15 protein-coding genes, 3 tRNA genes and 1 riboswitch are annotated in these 19,852 nt (G+C 63.7%); of the genes, 8 read left to right on the forward strand and 10 right to left on the reverse strand.

What is annotated here, in order from left to right; all coding sequences use genetic code 11:
• Positions 1–254 precede the first annotated feature (254 nt).
• The 5 genes from GD606_RS00985 to GD606_RS01005 all read right to left on the reverse strand — a co-directional run bounded on the left by GD606_RS00985 (position 255) and on the right by GD606_RS01005 (position 6,639).
• Positions 255–1,934: an Lcl C-terminal domain-containing protein gene (locus GD606_RS00985; RefSeq protein WP_163301859.1), complete on the reverse strand. Its 1,680-nt coding sequence runs from the start codon at positions 1,932–1,934 to the stop codon at positions 255–257.
• Positions 1,935–2,332: 398 nt separating this feature from the next.
• The gene (locus GD606_RS00990) at positions 2,333–2,746 is read right to left on the reverse strand and encodes a response regulator (RefSeq protein ID WP_163301860.1); all 414 of its coding nucleotides are present in this window, start codon (positions 2,744–2,746) and stop codon (positions 2,333–2,335) included.
• Positions 2,747–2,922: 176 nt separating this feature from the next.
• Entirely contained in the window at positions 2,923–4,119 is a 1,197-nt protein-coding gene (locus GD606_RS00995; protein WP_163301861.1) for a right-handed parallel beta-helix repeat-containing protein, read from the reverse strand.
• A 209-nt stretch (positions 4,120–4,328) separates the two neighbouring features.
• A complete protein-coding gene (locus tag GD606_RS01000) occupies positions 4,329–4,742 on the reverse strand; it encodes a response regulator (protein ID WP_163301862.1) in 414 nt (137 codons plus the stop codon).
• 118 nt (positions 4,743–4,860) lie between these two features.
• A complete protein-coding gene (locus GD606_RS01005; RefSeq protein ID WP_163301863.1) occupies positions 4,861–6,639 on the reverse strand; it encodes a motility associated factor glycosyltransferase family protein in 1,779 nt (592 codons plus the stop codon).
• Positions 6,640–6,769: 130 nt separating this feature from the next.
• Between GD606_RS01005 and GD606_RS01010 the strand changes: the two genes are divergently transcribed.
• Positions 6,770–9,112 (forward strand): cysteine synthase, encoded by a 2,343-nt coding sequence (locus GD606_RS01010; RefSeq protein ID WP_163301864.1) that lies wholly within the window; start codon positions 6,770–6,772, stop codon positions 9,110–9,112.
• Positions 9,113–9,126: 14 nt separating this feature from the next.
• On the opposite strand, the gene GD606_RS01015 is transcribed toward GD606_RS01010, so the two are convergent.
• A complete protein-coding gene (locus GD606_RS01015; RefSeq protein ID WP_163301865.1) occupies positions 9,127–9,948 on the reverse strand; it encodes an esterase/lipase family protein in 822 nt (273 codons plus the stop codon).
• 330 nt (positions 9,949–10,278) lie between these two features.
• On the opposite strand from GD606_RS01015, the gene GD606_RS01020 reads away from it, so the two are divergent.
• From GD606_RS01020 to GD606_RS01030, 3 genes are all read left to right on the forward strand, one after another.
• A tRNA-Val gene (locus GD606_RS01020) sits at positions 10,279–10,354 on the forward strand.
• A gap of 13 nt (positions 10,355–10,367) precedes the next feature.
• Positions 10,368–10,444: transfer RNA gene (locus GD606_RS01025), tRNA-Asp, on the forward strand.
• A 293-nt stretch (positions 10,445–10,737) separates the two neighbouring features.
• A tRNA-His gene (locus GD606_RS01030) sits at positions 10,738–10,813 on the forward strand.
• Between the two features lie 152 nt (positions 10,814–10,965).
• On the opposite strand, the gene ribB is transcribed toward GD606_RS01030, so the two are convergent.
• Complete coding sequence (ribB, locus tag GD606_RS01035; protein ID WP_163301866.1) at positions 10,966–11,610, reverse strand: 3,4-dihydroxy-2-butanone-4-phosphate synthase; 645 nt, start codon at positions 11,608–11,610, stop codon at positions 10,966–10,968.
• Positions 11,611–11,773: 163 nt separating this feature from the next.
• A riboswitch (FMN riboswitch) is annotated at positions 11,774–11,926 on the reverse strand.
• A gap of 155 nt (positions 11,927–12,081) precedes the next feature.
• Between ribB and GD606_RS01040 the strand changes: the two genes are divergently transcribed.
• Positions 12,082–12,435 carry a type II toxin-antitoxin system RelE/ParE family toxin gene (locus GD606_RS01040; protein WP_163301867.1) on the forward strand — a complete coding sequence of 118 codons (354 nt, stop codon included), beginning with the start codon at positions 12,082–12,084 and terminating at the stop codon, positions 12,433–12,435.
• Between the two features lie 71 nt (positions 12,436–12,506).
• Entirely contained in the window at positions 12,507–12,836 is a 330-nt protein-coding gene (locus tag GD606_RS01045; RefSeq protein WP_163301868.1) for a helix-turn-helix domain-containing protein, read from the forward strand.
• Between the two features lie 144 nt (positions 12,837–12,980).
• Here the strand turns inward: GD606_RS01045 and GD606_RS01050 are convergent, their stop codons facing one another.
• On the reverse strand, positions 12,981–14,255 hold the full coding sequence (locus GD606_RS01050) for a double-cubane-cluster-containing anaerobic reductase (RefSeq protein ID WP_163301869.1): 1,275 nt from the start codon (positions 14,253–14,255) through the stop codon (positions 12,981–12,983).
• Positions 14,256–14,490: 235 nt separating this feature from the next.
• Here GD606_RS01050 and selD point away from each other — a divergent pair, with 235 nt between their 5' ends.
• A complete protein-coding gene (gene selD / locus GD606_RS01055; RefSeq protein WP_163301870.1) occupies positions 14,491–15,531 on the forward strand; it encodes a selenide, water dikinase SelD in 1,041 nt (346 codons plus the stop codon).
• Between the two features lie 158 nt (positions 15,532–15,689).
• Here selD and GD606_RS01060 read toward each other — a convergent pair whose 3' ends face one another.
• A complete protein-coding gene (locus GD606_RS01060) occupies positions 15,690–17,876 on the reverse strand; it encodes a LysM peptidoglycan-binding domain-containing protein (protein ID WP_246298912.1) in 2,187 nt (728 codons plus the stop codon).
• Positions 17,877–18,306: 430 nt separating this feature from the next.
• Between GD606_RS01060 and GD606_RS01065 the strand changes: the two genes are divergently transcribed.
• Positions 18,307–19,041 carry a TrmH family RNA methyltransferase gene (locus GD606_RS01065; RefSeq protein WP_309550374.1) on the forward strand — a complete coding sequence of 245 codons (735 nt, stop codon included), beginning with the start codon at positions 18,307–18,309 and terminating at the stop codon, positions 19,039–19,041.
• A gap of 259 nt (positions 19,042–19,300) precedes the next feature.
• Here the strand turns inward: GD606_RS01065 and GD606_RS01070 are convergent, their stop codons facing one another.
• The gene (locus GD606_RS01070) at positions 19,301–19,711 is read right to left on the reverse strand and encodes an SH3 domain-containing protein (RefSeq protein WP_163304031.1); all 411 of its coding nucleotides are present in this window, start codon (positions 19,709–19,711) and stop codon (positions 19,301–19,303) included.
• Positions 19,712–19,852 lie beyond the last annotated feature (141 nt).

Below are 19,852 nucleotides of genomic sequence, written 5' to 3' on the forward strand. Positions count from 1 at the left end.
CGGGCCTGTTGCGGCGCATGTTGGAGAGGTGATCGGCGGCGGACCAGGGATAATACAGTGGCCCCGTGTCATTCACCCGGGCCGTTAGGGGGAGTCCCGGAGGGCGGGGGCAATCCAAGGGCGTGTCTTTTGGCCCGGCGACATGGAGGCCGCAGGCGGCGCAAAGCCCCGGTTTTTTTCAAAACCGGGGCTTTGTCATCCATCAGAGGAAGCCGGTTCCGGCTTCCTCTTTTCCTTGGCGGGTTCCCTTGGGGCTATTCGTTAAGGAGAAGCAGCATGTCGATGGGCGCCTTGACGGATACGACCGGGTTGTTCCCGGCCACCCTGGTGAAGACCAGGCCGGTGCCCTTGACGTCGTCGTAGTCGCGCAGGGTTCCGGTAATGGTGTCCCCGCTGCGGGTTCCCTCGAAGACGTACACATGGCTGGTGGTGTTGCGGACCATGAACACCGTGCCGTCGCTCTCCATGAAGCCGGTGAAGGTATAGGGCGATATGCTGTTGTCGTAGGGCACGGCCACGGTTCCGTTGAAGTAGGCCACGGTCTGGCCGTCGGTCGCGGTGTAGGTGGCCGAGCGCAGGTCGGCGGCCACGGCCGCTCCCAGGGCGGTGCCGGTCCACAGGCCGTTTATGTCGTAGTCCGGCTGGGTGGCGGCCTTGTTGGTCCGGGTGGCGGTGACGTTGCTTGCCACCACGGCATTGGTTTGATCCTTGATGTCGCCGGTCACGCTTTTGACCGAGGACGGAGTGCTTGTGAACATATGCGAGACGCCGGGGCTGCCGCTGTGGGAGAGGATGAGGGTGTTGCTTGAGGTGCCGACCAACACGGACCCCGTGGGATGGTAGGAATAGGGCGACGGGGCGGACACGGTGGCCTCGGCGGACAGGGCGCCGGAGGTCATTTCGTAAGGTGTGCCGCTGAAGTTGGCCATCATGACGGAAGGCACGTTGACGAGCCGCGTGGTGACCGATGCCCCGTTCACGGTTGAAGTCCAGGTGCCGCTCATGACGGGCTGGGTGGAGGCCCGCGGCAGGGCGGCCATACTGCGTACGCAGCGGTAGGGGTTGAGGTTGGTCTTGGGCGAGATGTCGGTCTGCTTGGTCGAGGAGACGGTCCAGGCGTCGGCCGGAATGTCGTTGACGGTGGTGCTCGACCAATAGGCCCCGGTGCGGGAGGTGAAGGCCGACTGCCACAGGGATGCGGAGGAGGCCTCGATCATGGACTGGATTTCGTTTTTGGTGGGCAGCCGCCAGTCGGTATATCCCCCGAGGCTGCTCTGCTCGCAGGCGTTCAGGGCGGTTTGCCAGTTGGCCGGGGTGCCGTCGGCCTTCTGCCACATGGTCTTCGTTTTCGTGTTGGCGACGGTGCCGTCGGAATACGCCGTGAGAGAGCCGTCGTATTCCATATAGGCGGTGGTGCAGATGGTGTTGGCGGTGGAGGTCTTGGCCAGAGTCGAGGTGGCGCCGCGGGTGAAATCCACCACCCAGGCGTCGGTCGCGCCCGAGGCGTCGGCGGCCCAGTAGGCGGCGGACTGCATGTCCGTGAAGTTGCTGGTGTTCACGGCCGGGCTGGTCAACGAGGCGTCCACGATCTGGGACAGTTCCGTCAGGGAGGGCAGCCGCCAGGTCATGGACATGGTGGTCAGGCCGGCGCAATAGGCGGCGGCGTCGCTGTAGGTCCGAGCCGTGCTCGGCGCGGACCAGTACCGGGACAGGGAGTCGCTGGTGATGCCGGAAAAGGTCGTGAAGGCCAAGGGGGCGCGGTCATAGGTGGCGTCCTGGCCGTAGAAGGCGGCCGCGGCCGCCGGGCACTCGATGCTCGCCGTGGCGTTGTAGCACAGGGACTGGTTGGTTCCGGGGATGTTGTATGGGGATGGCGCGTCGTCCGAGTCGGTCTTGCTTTGGGGGATGTCCTTGAGGAGCCCGATGCTGTTCATGATAAAAGGAATCTGGACGGGAAAAATTTCATCTGTATTTGACTTCTGCGCAAAGGCGCTCGGCAGGAAGGTCGAGCACAAGATAAATACAATGACGGGCAATGTCCCCAGGCGCTTCATGACGATCTCCCCACATTTAGATGGAATTGCAGAAAAAGAAACCGGCCTGTCATGGATATGGATATCCAAGATGTCATGTCACGTTTCTATTCGGGAAAGATAGATATTCCCAACAGCCGTATCGTGTCAAGACATCCGGATGGGGATCGTTGTTGAATATGCTTTCAGTTCTCATTCGTGAGGGCGTGTGAATTTATAGCATCCTGGATGTCGAAAATGCTGTGGATAGCCGCCATAGCGCATCGTATCGCTCCCGATGCCGTACGCGTCCTCATGAATCATGAGGGAGAAGGCGTTGGCAGGAATGCGGCATGCCGGGAGATGATCCGGCGCAGTTCGCCGATGTCGATGGGTTTTTGCAGATGATCGGTCATGCCTGCGGTCAGGCAGCGTTCCCGGTCGTCATCGTAGGTGTGGGCGGTCAAGGCGATGATGGGGATGTCCGGGTCGGCGCAGGCGACCTCGCCCGCCCGGATGCGCCGGGTGGCCTCCAGGCCGTCCATGACCGGCATCTGCACGTCCATAAGAACCATGGCGAACGGCCCGTCGGCCAGGGCGTCCAGGGCCTCCTGGCCGTTTTCCACCAGAAGGGCTGGGTGGCCCATGCGTTCCAGAACTTTCGAAATGAGCCTGCGATTGATGTGGTTGTCTTCCGCCACCAAAATGCGCAAGCCGTTGCGCGGCTGATCCATGAAACGTCACTCCCGGCGGCATGGTCTTCTCCCGGAAGGAGGTGTTTGGCCGACAGGCCGCAAGGTGGCGTTTCGCGGGCCGGGAGTCAAGACGTTTGCGGCCCAGGAATAGCACTCAAATTGCACAAGATCAGCGCTCAGGAATGGGGTGGAACGGCCGCAGCGATTAGCTTTTGTTATTGCAAAAGGAGGAGCGGCAACTGTGGTTGATAAAGGGACATTTCATAGGCCCCCATGTCGTATGCCCGGCCCCATGGCCTGGCCATTCCCCGTATGTCCGTGTTCGGAGCACCGGTGGCAGTGCCGGAGTCGATGCAGGGCGAGTTGGCCGTAAGAAGCGGCATACCCTCGGGGTCAAAGGCGAAGCGGGGGTCGAGGGCGATGTTGCCGGTTCCGGCGAACCCACCCTGAACATCGGAGTACGTCACCGTGAGAGCGGCTCCGGTGCTGGATACGACTTGGTCAGGCGAGTTGTCCCAGATGATGAAATTCCGTAGCGAGACGGTGGATGATTCGATGTAGCCCCCCCCTCCGGTCGTATTCAGCGAGATGTTTCCGGTCATGGTGATGTTTGCCGCTGTCAGGTTTCCTGAATCATACACCGAAATGCCGCCGCCATGGCCGGTGGCGATATTCCCCATGATGACATTGTTGTATGCCGTGGCGGAAGAATGATAGATGTTGAGTCCGCCACCCCAGTTGATGGCCGTATTCCCAGTAATAACGTTTTCGTGTATGAGCGCGGAACTGGAGTAATATGCGAAAATCCCGCCGCCATCGAAGGCGGAGATGTTTGTTGATATTGTGTTTTCACGAATATCGCTTCCGATGGTGCTGTCGATGCATATTCCAGCTCCGCCGCCCCCTTCTGTCCCGGAGTAGGTATTTCCGATGATGCGATTGTTTTTAATGACCACCCCCGTCCCGTTGACCGCGAGAACGCCGCCCCCGCAGCCATCCGCACGGGAACCATTGGTGATGGTGAATCCGTCGAGGGTGACGTTGTCGGCGCTGATCATCTCCACGACGGTTCCCCCCTCCTGACCGTCCAGGATGGTGTCGTTGGCGGTGGGGTTGCGCGATGTGCCTCCGGCCGATGGATATCCGCCCAGAAGGGTCACCGCACTGACCATGGCGACACGCTCGCGGTAGGTACCGGCCGCGACATGGATGGTGTCCGCTCCTGGCGAAACGGCGGCCTTGGCCATGGCCGCGCCAACGGTGGCCAGGGCATGCCCCGTTCCCCAGCCGTCGCCGGGATTGGCGTCGTTTCCTCCTGATGCCTGCACATAGTATGCAGCGGCAAGCGCAGACGTTGAAAAGAAAAGGAAAAGGATAAATGTGAAGGGATAGAGCATGTGTATTTTTGCCATGTCTACCTCCAGTCTTTCAAGAAATGCAGGGTGAATGTGGACGATTGCGTGATATGTCTAATAAAACACCTTCTTTGCATTGGCGTATACACGCATGCCAGAAATGCGACAAGGATTTATCCGCAAAAATACCATTCTTTCGGGAGAAGCTGCCGGGGCCAAGGATTTTCGCCCGGGAAGAACCGGGCGGATATCGCGGGAACGCCGCCTTATTCGTCAGCCGTCAGGCTGTCTGCGGGATGGTGCCTGGCGATGAGACGGCGCAGTTCGCCGATGTCGATGGGTTTTTGCAGATGATCGGTCATGCCTGCGGTCAGGCAGCGTTCCCGGTCGTCATCGTAGGTGTGGGCGGTCAGGGCGATGATGGGGGTGTCCGGGTCGGCGCAGGCGACCTTGCCCGCCCGGATGCGCCGGGTGGCCTCCAGGCCGTCCATGATCGGCATCTGCACGTCCATAAGGACCATGGAGAACGGCCCGTCGGCCAGGGCGTCCAGGGCCTCCTGGCCGTTTTCCACCAGAAGGGCAGGGTGGCCCATGCGTTCCAAAACTTTTGAAATAAGCCTGCGATTGATGAGGTTGTCTTCCGCCACCAAAATGCGCAAGCCGTTGCACGGCTGATCCATGAAACGTCACTCCGGCGGCATGGTCTCCTCCCGGAAGGAGGTGTTTGGCCGAAAAGCCGCAAGGTGGCGTTTCGCCGCCCGGGAGTCAAGACGTTTGCGGCGCAACCCGGTTGGGGCGTCAGGCCGCCCGTTTTTCTCCGGGACCGGACAGGCAGCGGTCCATTTCCCGGACCTTGTCCAGCACCCGCTTGCGGATGTGGCGAAACTCCACCATGTCCTTCATGCCGTAGGAAGTCCGGGCATGGCACAGGCCGGAGACGTCCATGATCTCGTTGTAAAGATAGGGCAGATACAACGGGTCTTGTTTGAAAAAGACCGTGAGGCGCTGGAACATGGCCCGTATCTCGGCCGTGTTCTTGCCGGGATGCTTGAAGAGTTTCTCCAGATGGTTCCCGGCGTTTTTCAGCGAGGAGGACCATTTGGCCGCCCGGGGGGCGAAGACCGGCCGGACCCTTGGCGAGCGTGCCCGCTTAAAGGCCGCAAAAAAGCGTTCCAGGCTACCCGGCGCGCAGGACAACGCGCCGCTTCGGTGGGCCTCGTCCAGGGTGACGTTTTTGGCCGATTCGATGACCAGACCGCCGCCGTAGAGGTTGCAGACCGGGATGTTTCCTTCGCGAAGCGTCTGCTCCAGATCGCGTTTGGCCGCCATGTAGGCCACGGTGGTGTGGATGGTCTGGCCGTGGGCGTTGGTGGTGGTGACATCATGCCTGGATGTTCCCTGATGTTTCTGTGCCGCCGAGTGGTGTCCCGGGGCGTGGGAGCAGTCCCCGGTCCAGGAGAAGTCTTGCCCGGCCAGGAGGATGCTTGAAACCCCGCAGGCGTACAGAAACCGGAAAAGCGACACGCCCACGTTGCCGCCCGCGTCGAGGATCATTTCCTGGTCGGCCATGACATAGGTGGCCAACCCGCCCACGCTCCACATGGGTAGGGTGGGGCCGGGATACATGGCTACGACCTCGGGGTCCATCTTGGTGGAATAGATGAGCGGGATGTCGGCGGCAAAGGACTTGTCGCGCAGGTTGTCGATGCACACCCGCATCTCCGGCCGAAAGTCGATGGCCATGCAGATGTCGGGCCGAAGCCCCGTGCCCTCCAGGGCGGGCAGGGTCTGCAGGGCCGTGGCGTAGAGGGCCCGTCCCCTGCGTTTGGCCAACTCCGGCGCAAACCGGGCCAGGGAAGGCCCGGCTCCGAGGATCACGGCGGCCATGCCCTGGCCCATGCCCCGAAGCCCGAGCAGGCTGCCTTCGGACATGGCCCGGTGATAGTTTTTGAGTTCGTTGCCGACCATGACGTCTTGCTTTTGCCGCAGGGTGGACAGTTCCACGGAAATGTTCTCCAGCCTGCCTCGGGCATGGGCGGTCCACCGGGCGTATTCCGGGCCGAATTGGCTGGAGGGCAGATCCGAACGCAGATGGATTTTCCCGAAGATGAAGCAGACGTCCATGGGCCGCAGCCGTTCCTCGAAGACCTTTTTGTCCGGAGGCAGGAATTCCAGCTTTCCCGCCGCCAGAAAGGGGCGATAGTCGGTCTGTCCCAGGCAGGCCAGGAGCAGGTCAGCCCGGGGTTCGACGACCAGCACCTTGTGGGTGTCCGGGGTCTTGGCCAGGATATGGTTTACGCCGTAGCCCAGGCCCGAGCCGATGATGATGGTGCCTCCGGCGGCCAGGCGGCCGTCGTCGGCCGGGGTCCAGTCGCGATAGGCCACAGAGGGGGGGATGGCCCCGTGCAGCCGCACTCCTTGTTCCGTCTGGTAGTCCAGGAACCCCATGGGATTTCTGATCAGACGCCCGGCCAGGGTCTCGGGGACGATGTTCTGGGAGGCCAGCCAGGGGATGACCGGGGCCTTGGCCGCCGTCAGGGCGGAGAGGTTGTCCTGCAAAAAAACATTGACGGGCATGGCATATCCTCGCGCACGGTTTTTTCGATTTCTAGCAAGTTCCCTGCCACCCTTGCGCAGTGCGCCGTTTTTGCCTAACACACGGCCTGTCCGGACATTTTTCGGAACCATCCCCTCCAAGGCGCACAACATGATCCATGACGATATTTTGACTCTCATCGGGAACACCCCCCTGGTGGCCATCCGTCGCCTGAGCCCCAATCCGGCCGTGCCCGTGGTGGTGAAGTTCGAGGCCAAAAATCCCGGCGGCTCCATCAAGGACCGGGTGGCCATGGCCATGATCGGCGCGGCCGAGGCCTCGGGCGAGCTGACCCGGGACAAGACCGTCATTGAGGCCACCTCCGGCAACACCGGCATCGGGCTGGCCATGGTCTGCGCCGTCAAAGGCTATCGCCTGCGGCTCCTCATGCCCGCCTCGGCCTCCGAGGAGCGCAAGCGCATCATGCGCGCCTACGGCGCGGAGATCGTGCTCACCCCCGGGCACATGGGCACCGACGGGGCCATCGAGGAGGCCTACCGCCTGGCCCGGGAGCATCCCGACAAATACGTGCTCATGGACCAGTTCAACAATCCGGCCAGCATCGACGCCCACTACCGGGGCACGGGCCTGGAGATATGGGAGCAGACCGAGGGGAAACTGACCCATCTGGTGGTGACGCTGGGCACCTCGGGCACGGCCATGGGTTGCGCCAAGATCCTCAAGGAAAAAAATCCCGCCGTGCGCGTGGTGGCCGTGGAGCCCTCTCCCGGACACCGCATCCAGGGCCTCAAAAACATGCAGGAGTCGTATCCGCCGGGAATTTATGACAAGCATGCCATGGATGAGATCATCCATGTGGCCGATGAGGAGGCCTTCGAGATGGCCCGTCGCCTAGCCCGGGAGGAGGGCATCCTGGCCGGGATGAGCGGCGGCGCGGCCATGGCCGGGGCGCTCCGCGTGGCCGCCGGGCTGACGTCTGGGCTTGTAGCCACGATTTTGCCCGATGGCGGCGAACGCTACCTGAGCACAACCCTTTTCGCCACGCCCGAAAAAAAAGGCGTGGCCCTGTGCGGCGTCTCCGGGGCGAAGACGGCCTACCTCGACCCGGCCGCCGGTCCCCACGGACTGTTCGCCATGGGGCCGCCCCTGACCGTTCCGGGCGATCTGGACGGCTGGCGGCGCATTGTGTTCCTGGACGTGCTGGCCCGCTATCTCAAGCGGGGCGGGGCCAGGGTCACGGCCGTGGCGGGGGTGGCCGACCTGGAGGACAAGGCCCTCTTGGCCGCCGCCGAGACCGGCGTGACCCGGGCCGAATACGCCGCCCGGGCCATGGACGCCCTGTCCCGGACGGCCGCCCGGCTTGGCGTGGAGGTCGCCTTTGTGGCCGCCTCGTCGGCCAAGGACCGGGCCGTGGACCTGGCCGACAGGCTCATGCGCCGGGGTCTGGCCTATGAGAAGCTGCGCAGCGTCTATTTCGACGTGGCCCGGGACAAGGGCTACGGAGAACTCCTGCATGCCGACCAAAGCAAACTGGCCCTGGGCAAAACCGTGGATCTGGCGGCCTATCTCAAGGAAAATCCCCAGGATTTCACCCTGCTCAAACGCGTCAGCTTAAAAGACCTCAAACGCGGCGACCTGCTGGTCACCCCCTGGGGCAATGTCCGGCCGAGCTGGTTTTTGCAGATGGCCGTGGCCGCCCTGGCCGGAGTTTCGGCCATCAGCGTGGTGGTGGCCGGCGAGGACCAATGCTTTCCGCACCTGGAGAACCTGCGCTCCATCTGGTCCCGGGCGGCTGGCGTCAGCCCGGAGGCCTGGCTTGTGACCGGGCAGGTCAAGGGGGGCGAACCGGCCCGCCGGGACGGGGAGCCGTCGATCCCAGGCGTCGAGGGCCTTGTGGCCGCAGGGATGGCCTTCCGGGACGTGCGCCTGTGGCTTTTGTCCGCCGCCTACCGCAAGTCCTTGTCCCTGGCCCCGGACACCCTGGCCATGTGGGGCAAAAACCGGGCCCGGGTCCAGGAGACGGCGGTCATGCTGTCGGAGATCGCCTCCGGAGGGGCTGGCGGCGGCGCAGACGGCAAAAAGGACACCCCGGCCGCCCTGGCCGCCAGGGGGTTGTTCCCGGCCCTGGCCAAGGCCCTGGAAGACGATCTGGGACTGTACCGCTTTTGGCCCGAGCTGTTCGCCTTTTGCCGGGCCATCAACACCCAGGCCGCCTCCCGCAGCCTGTCTGCGGCGGACGCCTCTCTCTGTCTGGCGGCCCTGGGCGATGTGGACGGGGTACTCGGGCTTTTGGACGAAAACGCCCTGCCCGTGCCCCGAACCCGGTGGCCCGAGGCCGTGGCCGCCCTGGTCGCCAGCCGGGAGACCGCCCGCCGCGACAAAGACTTCCTGTTGGCCGACCGTCTGCGCGAGGACATTGCTGCGGCCGGATTCCGCCTGGACGACACCCCTTCGGGGACGCGGCTTTTTCCCGCGTCCGGGCTTGGCTCGTAAGCCGGGGAGACGATTTACGGGACGTGTTTTTTGAGAAAGGCGGCGGTCTGCCGGATGACCGCCGGATGGTAGAGAAGGGCCACATGGCTCATGGGCGGGGTGTGCCAGGTCGTCCAGCCCTCCCCGGTCATGGCGCTTGAGGCGTTTGGCAGCACCATGTCGTCGGCGGGGCTTACGATGTTGAGTTTGTGCACGGCCACGGCCTCGGGCCGGGCCGCTAGGGCCGGGAAAAGCGGCGAAACGGGCAGAAGCTGTCTGCCCACCGTGCTGCAAAAGGCCAGGGCGGCCATCTTGCTGCCGTGATGCGGCGCGCCGAGGGTCACGGCGGCCACGGTGGCCCGGGCGATGCGCGGGTCGGCCAGCAGGCGGCGGATGAAGAGCCCGCCCATGCTGTGCCCCACCAGCGCGATGCGCGGGGTGTCGTCAAGGATGGCATGGACCTGGGCGATGAGGCGCGTTGCGATGTCCTCGAAGGAGCGCGTCCCAAAGGAGTTGTAGCCCAGGGCGTGGCTTCGGCCGAGTCCGGCCATGGCCAGGGCCGGGGCGAAGATGATCCAGGCCCCCGGGGTGTGGTAGAGGCCGTGGATGAGCACCACTCCGGGACGCGAGGTGGGGGCCTTTCCCCGGGGTCGCCACAGAAACGGAAAAAATCCCAGAGGCAATGTCAGCGTCGCCCAACAAAACGCCCCCACACCCCAGCACAAGGCCCGGACCATGTCCCGGCGGGGCAGGGGCGGAGTCGTGTCCGGGGCATTCCCGGATTCGTAGGTGAACAGGGAATAGCTGACGATGCACACGACCACGGCAGAGATCAGAATGGCGAACAAAAGGGGCATGGGCGGGGCACCTCGCGAATGCGGTTGTTTTGAAGGGTGAACGGTACCGGGAAGCCGGGGGAGGCGCAAGAGCGTCCGGGCGGGAGGACTGAGGCCGATCACGAAAACCAGGCCTGATCCAGGGACGTTGACGCGGTGAGGCCGGGAGCCTGGGCGGACGATTCAGGTTTTCATATGCAGCGTTTGTGTGTTTTTTTAAGGGGTTGCCTCCTTGCGTGGGGTTTGCGGGTTGACCTGGGCGCTTGGGAGAAAGGTGGCGAATTGCTGTCGGGCCGGGAAAAGGTGTTGACAGGCAGCGGCCCGGAGGATAAACGCTTTTCTTCGCAAGGCGGGCGGGTAGCTCAGCTGGGAGAGCATCGGCCTTACAAGCCGGGGGTCACAGGTTCGAGTCCTGTTCCGCCTACCAGGATGCGGCATGCGGGGCCGTAGTTAAGCTGGTTATAACGCCGGCCTGTCACGTCGGAGGGCGCGAGTTCGAGTCTCGTCGGCCCCGCCACAAGAAAGCAAGGGTTTGGAAGAAAGCTTCCAAACCCTTTTTTCTTTGCTGCGCCCAGGGCCTCCCGCGCGGCCGGGGGCATTTTGCGCCAGCCTCATCGGCCATCCCGAGCGGCCGGGGCGGAGGCGAGGGCCATGTCCGTACGGACGCATGGAGTGGCGGGTTGTTCCGGGATTTTGGAAACGGCTTGAGTCCCCGGGATTACGCGTCAGCCGCGTCTGGGGTTTTTGGTCTGAATGCGAAATACATGTTGACTGCCAGGGCCGCTTAAAGTAGACAAAAAAGTTCACGCGGTGACTGTAGCTCAGTTGGTAGAGTACCAGGTTGTGGCCCTGGGTGCCGTGGGTTCGAGCCCCATCAGTCACCCCATTTTTCCCTTGCCGAAAGGCCCGGTTCTTAGCCGGGCCTTTTGCTTTTTCAGGCCTTTTCCTTCCGGCGCAGGCAGGCACGGGGCAGCCCCGCAGCAGGGTGCGCGCGGCCCGGCGGCGGTCTTTGGGCCGCGCGCCGGGCGCAATGGATCGCTATGCCTCGCGAAGCGTGCGGTAGCGGGCCAGATCCTCCACGGACACAAGCGGGAAATCGTGCCGCCTGGCGAAGGCCGCCACCTCCGGGAGCCGGGACATGGAGCCGTCGCTGTTGGTCAGTTCGCACAAGACGCCGCTTGGGTCGAAACCCGCCAGCCGCATGAGGTCCACCGTGGCCTCGGTGTGTCCCCGGCGCTCCAGCACCCCGCCGGGTTTGGCCCGAAGCGGAAAGACGTGCCCCGGACGCACCAGGTCGGACGGTTTGGCCTCGGCGGCCACGGCGGTCTTCACCGTGGTCAGGCGGTCGGCGGCCGACACCCCGGTGGTGACGCCGTGCGCGGCCTCGATGCTCACGGTGAAGGCCGTGCCGTTTTTGCAGGTGTTTTTGGCCACCATGGGCGGCAGTTCCAGGGCGTCGGCCTTTTCGTCCGTGAGGCACAGGCACACGATGCCGCTGCACTCCCGGATGAGCATGGCCATCTGTTCCCGGGTGAGGGTCTGGGCGGGGAAAATGAGGTCGCCCTCGTTTTCCCGGGACTCGTCGTCCACGACCAGGATGCCGCGCCCCTGCCGCAGGGCGGTCAGGGCGCGTTCGACGTTTTTCACCGGGGATGACTCGAAACACGTGGGGGACTGATTCATGGTAAGGCTCCTTGTCTCGTTTGGAGTACCAGAATCAGGGCGTAAGGATGGACAGACCCGTGCCGCGACTGGCTGCAACGCGGCCGGACGCAAAAAACGTCCGGCGCGTCCCGCAAGCCGGGCGCGACAGGATATGGCGCGCGGCGCACAGTCCGCGCGCGTGTCGTCTCCTCTTCCATCCGGACTGTCACCGTCGGCTCCGGCCTTGCACCGGATCTGCTGACCCCCCGGCCGGTTCGGCCAGGGGCGCTCGCGGGCTCCCCGGAATGTCCGGGATACCGCCGGTGGGGAATTGCACCCCGCCCTGAGGATGACGGCAGGTGTAACGCTCTCGCGGTCGGATCGCAACCCTTTCGCCGGTGCGCATCGAATTCGGGGATGACGGGGAGGGGGAGGGCGGAAACGTCGTTTGACATTTGAACTAAAAAAAGTACACTTCCTTGAGGCATCCAAGAATGAAGGCGTTCCCGCATGAAAAGACTCCCCGCGTATTTTTACCGGACGGAAACCGGGAAGGAACCTGTTCGTGAGTGGCTGCAAAGCCTGAATCGCGATGACAGAAAGGCTGTTGGTGAGGACGTGAAACTGGTGGAATTCGGCTGGCCGGTCGGGATGCCGACCTGTAAACCCATGGGTGAGGGGGTTTTCGAGATTCGGACAGTCCTTTCAGGTGGGAGAATTTCCCGGATATTCTTTTGCGCTGAGGAGGGGGGGATGTATTTATTGCATGGCATCATCAAAAAAACGCAGAAAACGCCGAAAGGTGATTTGGAAATCGCCAGAAAACGACGGAAAAATGTGCTTGTGTGGCTCAATAAGGCATAATCATTTGATGATGTCTGGTGAATTTACGTTGCTATGTCTTTCATTTTATATATTTTTATGGGGAAAACGCCATGAATCACGAACTCCATGATTGCATAGGGTCTTCCTTTGATGATTTCCTGAAGGAAGACGGTACCTATGAAGATTGCCAGGCGGCGGCGATAAAGAAAGTCATTACCTGGCAGCTTCGTTCCTTCATGGAGGCCGAAAAGGTCACCAAGATGGATTTGGCCCGGAGAATGGGGACCAGCCGGTCTTTTGTGGATAAGATCCTCGATGCCACAAACACCTCCATCACCCTGGCGACAATCCTTAAGGTCGGGCGCATCATCGGCAAGCCGGTGCGCATCGAATTCGGTGATGACGGGGAGGGGGACGGCGGAAACGTCTGCCATGCCTGAACCAAGGGAAAAGCGGTCATGTTTTTCCCGTCTCCCGGCGACATCCGAAGGACTGCGCCGCAGCGTCGGACGCCGCCGGGAGCGGGGGGTCCGCAGGGACGCCGTCCCTGCGGGCGGGGTCCGGGGCGGCCGCCCCGGCGTATGTTATTCCAGCGTCTCCACGAAGGCCTCGACCCGGGTCTTGAGCTGGCCGATGTCCTCCATGCTGTAGCCCGTCTCCAGGGTCAGGGACGGGATGCCCTTGTTCGTCAGGATGGGCTCCATTTTCATGGCCTCGTTGGCGTAGGGCTGACAGAAGAGCAGGGTGTACTGGATCACGCCGTCGGCGTTTAAGCGGTTGGCCAGTTCCAGGATGTTCCCCGGCCGTTCGGCATTGGGCGTGAAGCAGGCACAGTCGATCTTCATGTACCGGTCGGCGATGGCGTCGAGCATGGCCTCCACGCCGCCTGCCGCATCCGGCGTCAGGTCGCGGGTGTTGCGCTCGCCGATGCACGACTCCTCGCCCACGATCACCGCGCCCGAGCTTTCGACCACAAACGGCAGTTTCCAGTTGGGCACGGCCATGGGACAGCCCGACAACAGCACACGCTTCGTGCCCTTGGGCGCCACGCCCTCGCCCGCCGCCACCCGGGCCTCCAGTTCGTCGCACAGGGTATTGATCTGGGTGGTGAACCGGATGGGGTCGTCGTAGAAGCTGATCTGGTTGATGAGCAGCGCATCGCGGCCGGAGATGGGGGCCGGGTCGGCGGCGCGCAGGGCCGACAGGCGTTGCAGGGCCTTGCGCTTGCCGTTGACGATGTCGATGCCGCGTGTGATGTCGTCGGCGGTGATGGTCTTCCCGGTCAGTTCCTCAAGCCGGGCCTTGAAACGCCGCACCTCCGCGCGCCACAGGGCCTTGGCCGCGTCGGACTTGGTCTGCGGGATCTCCATGATGTACATGGGTGCATACTCGGCAAAGGCCTCATAAGCCTTTTTCTTGCCGTCGCAGGTGGTCTCCCCGACCACCAGGTCGCTGGATTCCAGGTAGGGACACAGGCGGGACAGCTTGAAGCCCACGAAGGACTTGATGAGGTCGCAGGTGTTGCGCGGCACCAGTCGCTCGGCGGACTCCATGCCCACCTCGGCCCCGGCGCACAGCCCGATCTGCACACAGTCGGCGGCCAGCACCAGTTCCTCCGGAACATAGACGCAGAAGGTTCCGATGATCTTTTTGCCGTTTGCCTTGGCGTCCTGGATCTCCTTGATGCGCAGCCCATGCACTTCGCTTAATACGAAATCCATGTACTCCATGCCCTTGAGCCGGTTTTCCTGGCTCAAGTAAATGTCGCCGTAAAACTTCCCAAGTACCTGCAACAGGCCCTCGTGGGCCGTCAGATCGAGATTGAGCTTTTCCCACATTTCGTCATACGCGCCAGCCATGGTGTTCCTCCTGGTTGAAATCGCACATTCTTGATGGTGATAGAGGGAAATGAGCTGGCGGACAAATTGATATTTATGATGCAATGCGAATCTTGCCATCGACATATATGATGTATAAGCCTGCGGCGCGGTCCAATATTGAGGTTGTTTCGGGACGGGCAATGGGCATACACTGGGTGAAACGAACGACGCCACGGCGCATGGTGCGACGGATGGCAAACGCCAAGGATGGACCATGGAACTGGTCAAGACGGTCAAGTCCGCCGGTTGAGCGGCCAAAATTTCTCCGGGGGACCTGGAGGAGGTTTTGGCCGGGCTATCGCTCGATGATCCGCACGGACGGCTTTTGACGGGCGCGCGGGACAGCGAGGACGCGGCGATTTTGCGGTTTCCGCCGGGCAAGGCCCTGGTGCAGACCGTGGACTTTTTCACGCCCATCGTAAATGACCCCTTCCGCTTCGGTCGCATCGCGGCGGTCAACTCCCTGTCCGACGTCTACGCCATGGGCGGCGAGCCCTATGCGGCCATGAACATCGTGTGCTTCCCCATAAAAAAGATGGACAAAGGCATCCTGCGCGAGATCTTGCGCGGCGGCCTGGACGCCATGGCCGAGGCCGGGGCGGTTTTGGCCGGGGGGCACAGCGTGGAGGACGAGGAGATCAAATACGGCCTGTCCGTGTCCGGGGTGGTGGATGCGGACAATTTCGCCTCCAACCGGGGCATGCGCCCGGGCGACACGCTGATTTTGACCAAGCCCCTGGGGACCGGGGTGCTGGCCACAGCGCTCAAAGGCGACATGGGCGATCCGGTCCTGCTGGAGGACATCCTGTTCCGCTGGGCCGGACGGCTGAACAAGGTGGGCGGGGCGGTGGTGCGCGACCTGAAACTGCGCGCGGCCACGGACGTGACCGGGTTCGGCCTGGGCGGGCACCTGCTGGAGATGGCCGGGGCTTCGCAGGTGGCGGTGGAGCTTGACCTTTCCCATGTTCCGTTTCTGCCTGAGGCCGTGGAGTTCGCCTCCATGGGCATGATCCCGGCCGGAAGCTTCGCCAACCGGAGCTTTTGCAAAAAAAACGTGCAGGCGGCCCAGGGGGTCGATCCCATCCTTTTAGACTTGGTTTTCGACGCCCAGACCTCGGGCGGCATGCTTCTGGCTGTGCCCGAGGACCGGGTGGAGAAGGCCCGGGGCATGCTGTTGGCTGGCGGGGACATGGCCGAGGTCGTGGGCCGGGCCGTGCCCGAGGAGTCCGGTCGGGCCAGGCTGCGCATCCGGTAGGCAGGGAAAAAGAACTGGTCGAGGGGATGCCTCCGGCGGCCAAAGGGCTTTGGCCCTTTGGAATCCCGTAACGGGGGCCTTTGGATGGCATATATGAACGCGGCGGCGGGAGTCTCTCCCACCGCCGCGTGCCTGCGTCTTCGATCATGCGCCCGGGATCAGGGCCGGGGGATGGTCAGGCTGTCGCCTACGCGCAGGGACGAGGCGTCTTTCAGATTGTTGGTGGACATGAGGGCCTTGGGCTCCACGCCGAATTTTTTGGCGATGCCCCACACGGTGTCGCCCTGGGCCACCTTGTGGCTGACGCCCTTTGCTGCGGGCGTGGCGACGGGTTTGGCGGCGGAAGGCGCTGTCGCGGGCTGCGGAAGGGCGGCCGGGGCGATGGGCTTGGGCGTGGGAAGTGGCGCAACCGCAGGCGTGGTCTTGGCCGCCGTCTGGACGGACCCGGCGGGGAGGGGAGGCTGCGCGGCCGTTGCCTGGGCCACCTGGAAAGGCTTGGGCGTAAACGGGGCGACATCCCGGAGGGCGGTCTTTGCAGCGGGGACGGCTGTCGCCTGGGCGCCAGGGGCCTGGGTGGCGGCGGAGGCCGGAATGGAAAGGGTTTTCCCAGCCTGGAGGGCGTTGGGCGAGGACAGTGCGTTGGCGGCCAGAAGCGCCTGGGGGTTGACGGAAAAACGCTTGGCGATGGCGTGGACGGTGTCGCCCGGCTTGACCACGTAGGAGGCCGAGCGGCCGGTGTCTGGCGATGCGGCGGGATTTGCGGCGGAGGCCTTGCCGGAGGGCTTTTTCCCGGCGGCGGCCTTGTCGGACGCCGTCTTCTGGGCCACCAGGGCCTGGGCGGATTTGGTCTCCGCGCCGGGGATGACCAGCACCTTGCCGATGGACAGGCTTTGGGGCGAGGCGATGTTGTTGGCGGCCATGAGTTCCTGGGGGGAGACGCCGTAGCGTGAGGAAATGGCGCTGACAGTGTCGCCCTTTTGGATGGTGTGGCTGGAGGCGTTCGTGCCCGTGGCGGCCATCTGCCGGATTTCCGTGGGCAGGCTCGGAGCCCGGGCCATTTGGGCGTCTGAACCGCCACCGGGGATGGTCAGCCAGCGGCCGACGGACAGTTTGCTTGAGCCCTTCATGCGGTTGGCCTGGGCCAGTTCGCTGACGGACACGCCGTAGCGCGCGGCGATGGCCTGGAGGGATTCGCCTTTGCGCACGCGGTGTTTGCTCGAGGCCGGGGCCTTGGCGGATGGCGCGCCCCGGTCTTCGAATTCGGCCAGAAGCCCGGCCTCCTTGCTCGACCCGCTGGCCGGGATGCGCACGGCCGTGCCCGACGTCAGGGTATCGGGAACCTGGGCGTTGTATTCGCGAAGCGCCGCCACGGGGATGCCCGTGCGCCGGGAGATGTTCCACCATGTCTCGCCGGACTGGGCCAGATAGGTCTGGTAGCCGGCCGGGGAGTGGGATTCGGGATTTTTCAGGAAGGCCATGGCCAGCTCATACTTGGCCTGGGGCACGTAGACCGTGCTTTCCCGCCCCGGGGGGCTTACCTGGCGGCGGAACCCGGCGTTGGCCTCGTGGAAGCTCTCCCAGTCCACTCCCACGGCCTGGGCCATGGCCAGCAGGTCCGTGCCGCCTGGAACCGGGACTTCCTTCATGGTTGGCCCGGCCTGCCAGTTGACCGGCCGGAATCCCAGGGTGTCCAGGTTCTGGAAGATCTTGAGCACAGCCAAAAACTTGGGCACGTAATGGCGCGTTTCCTGTTTGAGCAGGGCGGGATTTTTGGCCAGATCGAAAAAGTCCTGCTGGCCGCTTTGGGCCATGGCCCGGGAGACCTTGCCCTCCCCGGCGTTGTAGGCGGCCAGGGCCAGGTGCCAGTCCCCGAACATCTGATACAGCACGGTGAGGTATTTGGCGGCGGCCACCGTGGCCTTGTAGGGATTGCGGCGCTCGTCCTCCCACCAGTCCACGGTCAGGCCGAAGCGTTTGGCGGTGTAGGGCATGAACTGCCACATGCCGCCCGCACCGGCGTGGGAATAGGCCATGGAGTTGTAGCCGGATTCGATAAAGGGAAGCACCACGAGGTCGGGAGGCAGGTTGAAGCTGGTCATGACGGCCCGGACATAAGCCAGATGCGGCTCGGCGCGCACCAGCCAGCGTTCCATGGTGCCGCGTTTCTCCATGGAGAAATACTGGAGAAACATTTGGACTTCCTCGGTCTCGCGCACATCCAGGTCAAACTGGATTTCGCCGCGCGAGGACAGGGCGCGTTTCTCCTGCTCGGTCAAGGGGCGGCCGCGTTTGATGTCCTCAAGGACTTTGGAATCCCACAACTCAGGCTCAAGGTTGGCCCGCATGTCGTAGTTTTCCTTGTCAGCCTGGTTTTTTCCTCCGCAACCGGGTACGACAAGAAGCAAAAGACAAATAAATATGGTTACATAAGCCGACATGCGTCCTCCGCGATACGCCTACGCCATGGAAGACGGCGCAAGGGAACAGGCGGCTCCCGCGCGAGGGAGGGCACCTGAAAAATGCAGGTATTTCCAAGATAATTGAGTAATTGTAAGCCAGTAGTACAGGGGACTCAAATGCGCAACTAAAAAATAATTTAGGCTTTGCCCGGCAAAAGGTGTTTCCTTTTGTCCGGTTTCGGGAAAAAATCAGCACCATGAACCAGTCACGCCATCCAACTCCGCCGCCAGGTTCCGAGGGCCATCCCGTAGAGTCCTCTACCTCCACCCGCAGACCCGGGGGGACAGGCCGTCCCCCGCCGTCCCAGAGGACGTGGTGCCGGGCAAAAAACCCGTGCGCGAACTGCTTTCCACGGACCCGCGCCGGGTGGACGCCGTGGTCATGCGTCGGGACCGGCACGGCAAGGACATGGCCGATATCCTCGACGCCTGCCGGGCCGCCGGGGTGCGCTTCCGGTTCGCCCCCAAGGAAGATCTGGACCGGTTGTGCGGCGGGGCCACCCACCAGGGGGTCGTGGCGCTTTTGGCCGCCGCGCCACTGGCCGATCTGGGGGATGTGCTCGACTCCGGACTGGCCTCGCCGTTCCCTGTCGTCCTGGCCCTGGACCAGGTGCAGGACACGGGCAATGTCGGCGCCCTGGCCCGTACCCTCTACGCCCTGGGCGGCGGCGGCATGGTCATCCCCAAGCACGAGGCCGCCCGGCTCGGTCCCGGCGCGGCCCGGGCCTCGGCCGGTGCCCTGTCCCGGCTGGCGGTGCATAAGGCCGTGAACCTTTCCCGGGCCCTGGAGACGTTTGCCGACCGGGGCTACGCCATCGTCTGCGCCACGGACGACCCCGAGGCCGTCGACGCCTTCACCGCGCAACTGCCGTTTCCCATGGTGCTGGTGCTGGGCAACGAAGACAAAGGCATCCGGTCCTGCGTGGCCAAACGCTGCGACCTGAAACTGCGCATCCCCTTCGCCCGACAGTTCGACTCCCTAAACGTCGCCCAGGCCGGCGCCGTCATCCTGGGACTGGCCGCCGCCCAACGCGCCCGCGCGGCGGACTGAGGCGGGGTGGCTGCCGGGGCTGCCGCCCCGCCCTGCGTCGGGGCTGCCGCCCCGAACCCCGCCCGGGGGAAATCATTTCCCCCGGACCCCCTGATATCGTTGGCGTTTCCGGCACAGCGTAGCTGTGCCGGAAACGCCAACGAAAATCAGGTTGGCGGGAGAGAATGCTCTCTCCCGCACGCGGACGCGAAGCGCGACAAAGTTTTTGGGAGGGGGTCCAGGGGGAACCTTTTTTTCAAAAAAGGTTCCCCCTGGCTGTCTAATAATCCGAGAGATGGCGGCCGGAGAGCCAGCCTTCCAGGGCGCGGGCCGGGACGTACACCCGCGTCCAGCCGTCGCCGTAGCCCAGAACCTGGACCTCCTCGCCCTGGACGAGGGTGGCGGTCACCGCGCAGGACGTGCCCGGACAGGCCCGCAGGTTGAGTGTCGCCGCCTTGACCCGGGTGATGACCGGGGCATAGGCCGGGGCCGACGGCTCGGGAACCGGTACGCAGCCGTATCCCGGCGACCAGCCGTATCCGGCCGGACAGGGCATGGGCGCGACGACGACCTGCGGCGGCGGGGCCGGGTCGTAGCGGCTTTGCGGCACGTATACCACGCAGCCGTGCAGGGCGGGCAGGATGCACAGCGCGGCAAGGATCAAAAAAGAGAAAAACGCGCGGCGTGTCATGGCGTTCCTCCTGGAAGCGGGCGCGCGCCGATATTTCCGTCGGCAGCGCCCTGTTGCGGACCAATTCGCCGGGGCAAGGCTAGCATCCCCCCCCAAAGACGGTCAACGAAGGGGCGTTGCGGACGGCGGGGCCTTCAGGCC

The sequence above is a fragment of the Desulfolutivibrio sulfodismutans DSM 3696 genome (assembly GCF_013376455.1).
GTDB classification, from domain to species: domain Bacteria; phylum Desulfobacterota; class Desulfovibrionia; order Desulfovibrionales; family Desulfovibrionaceae; genus Desulfolutivibrio; species Desulfolutivibrio sulfodismutans.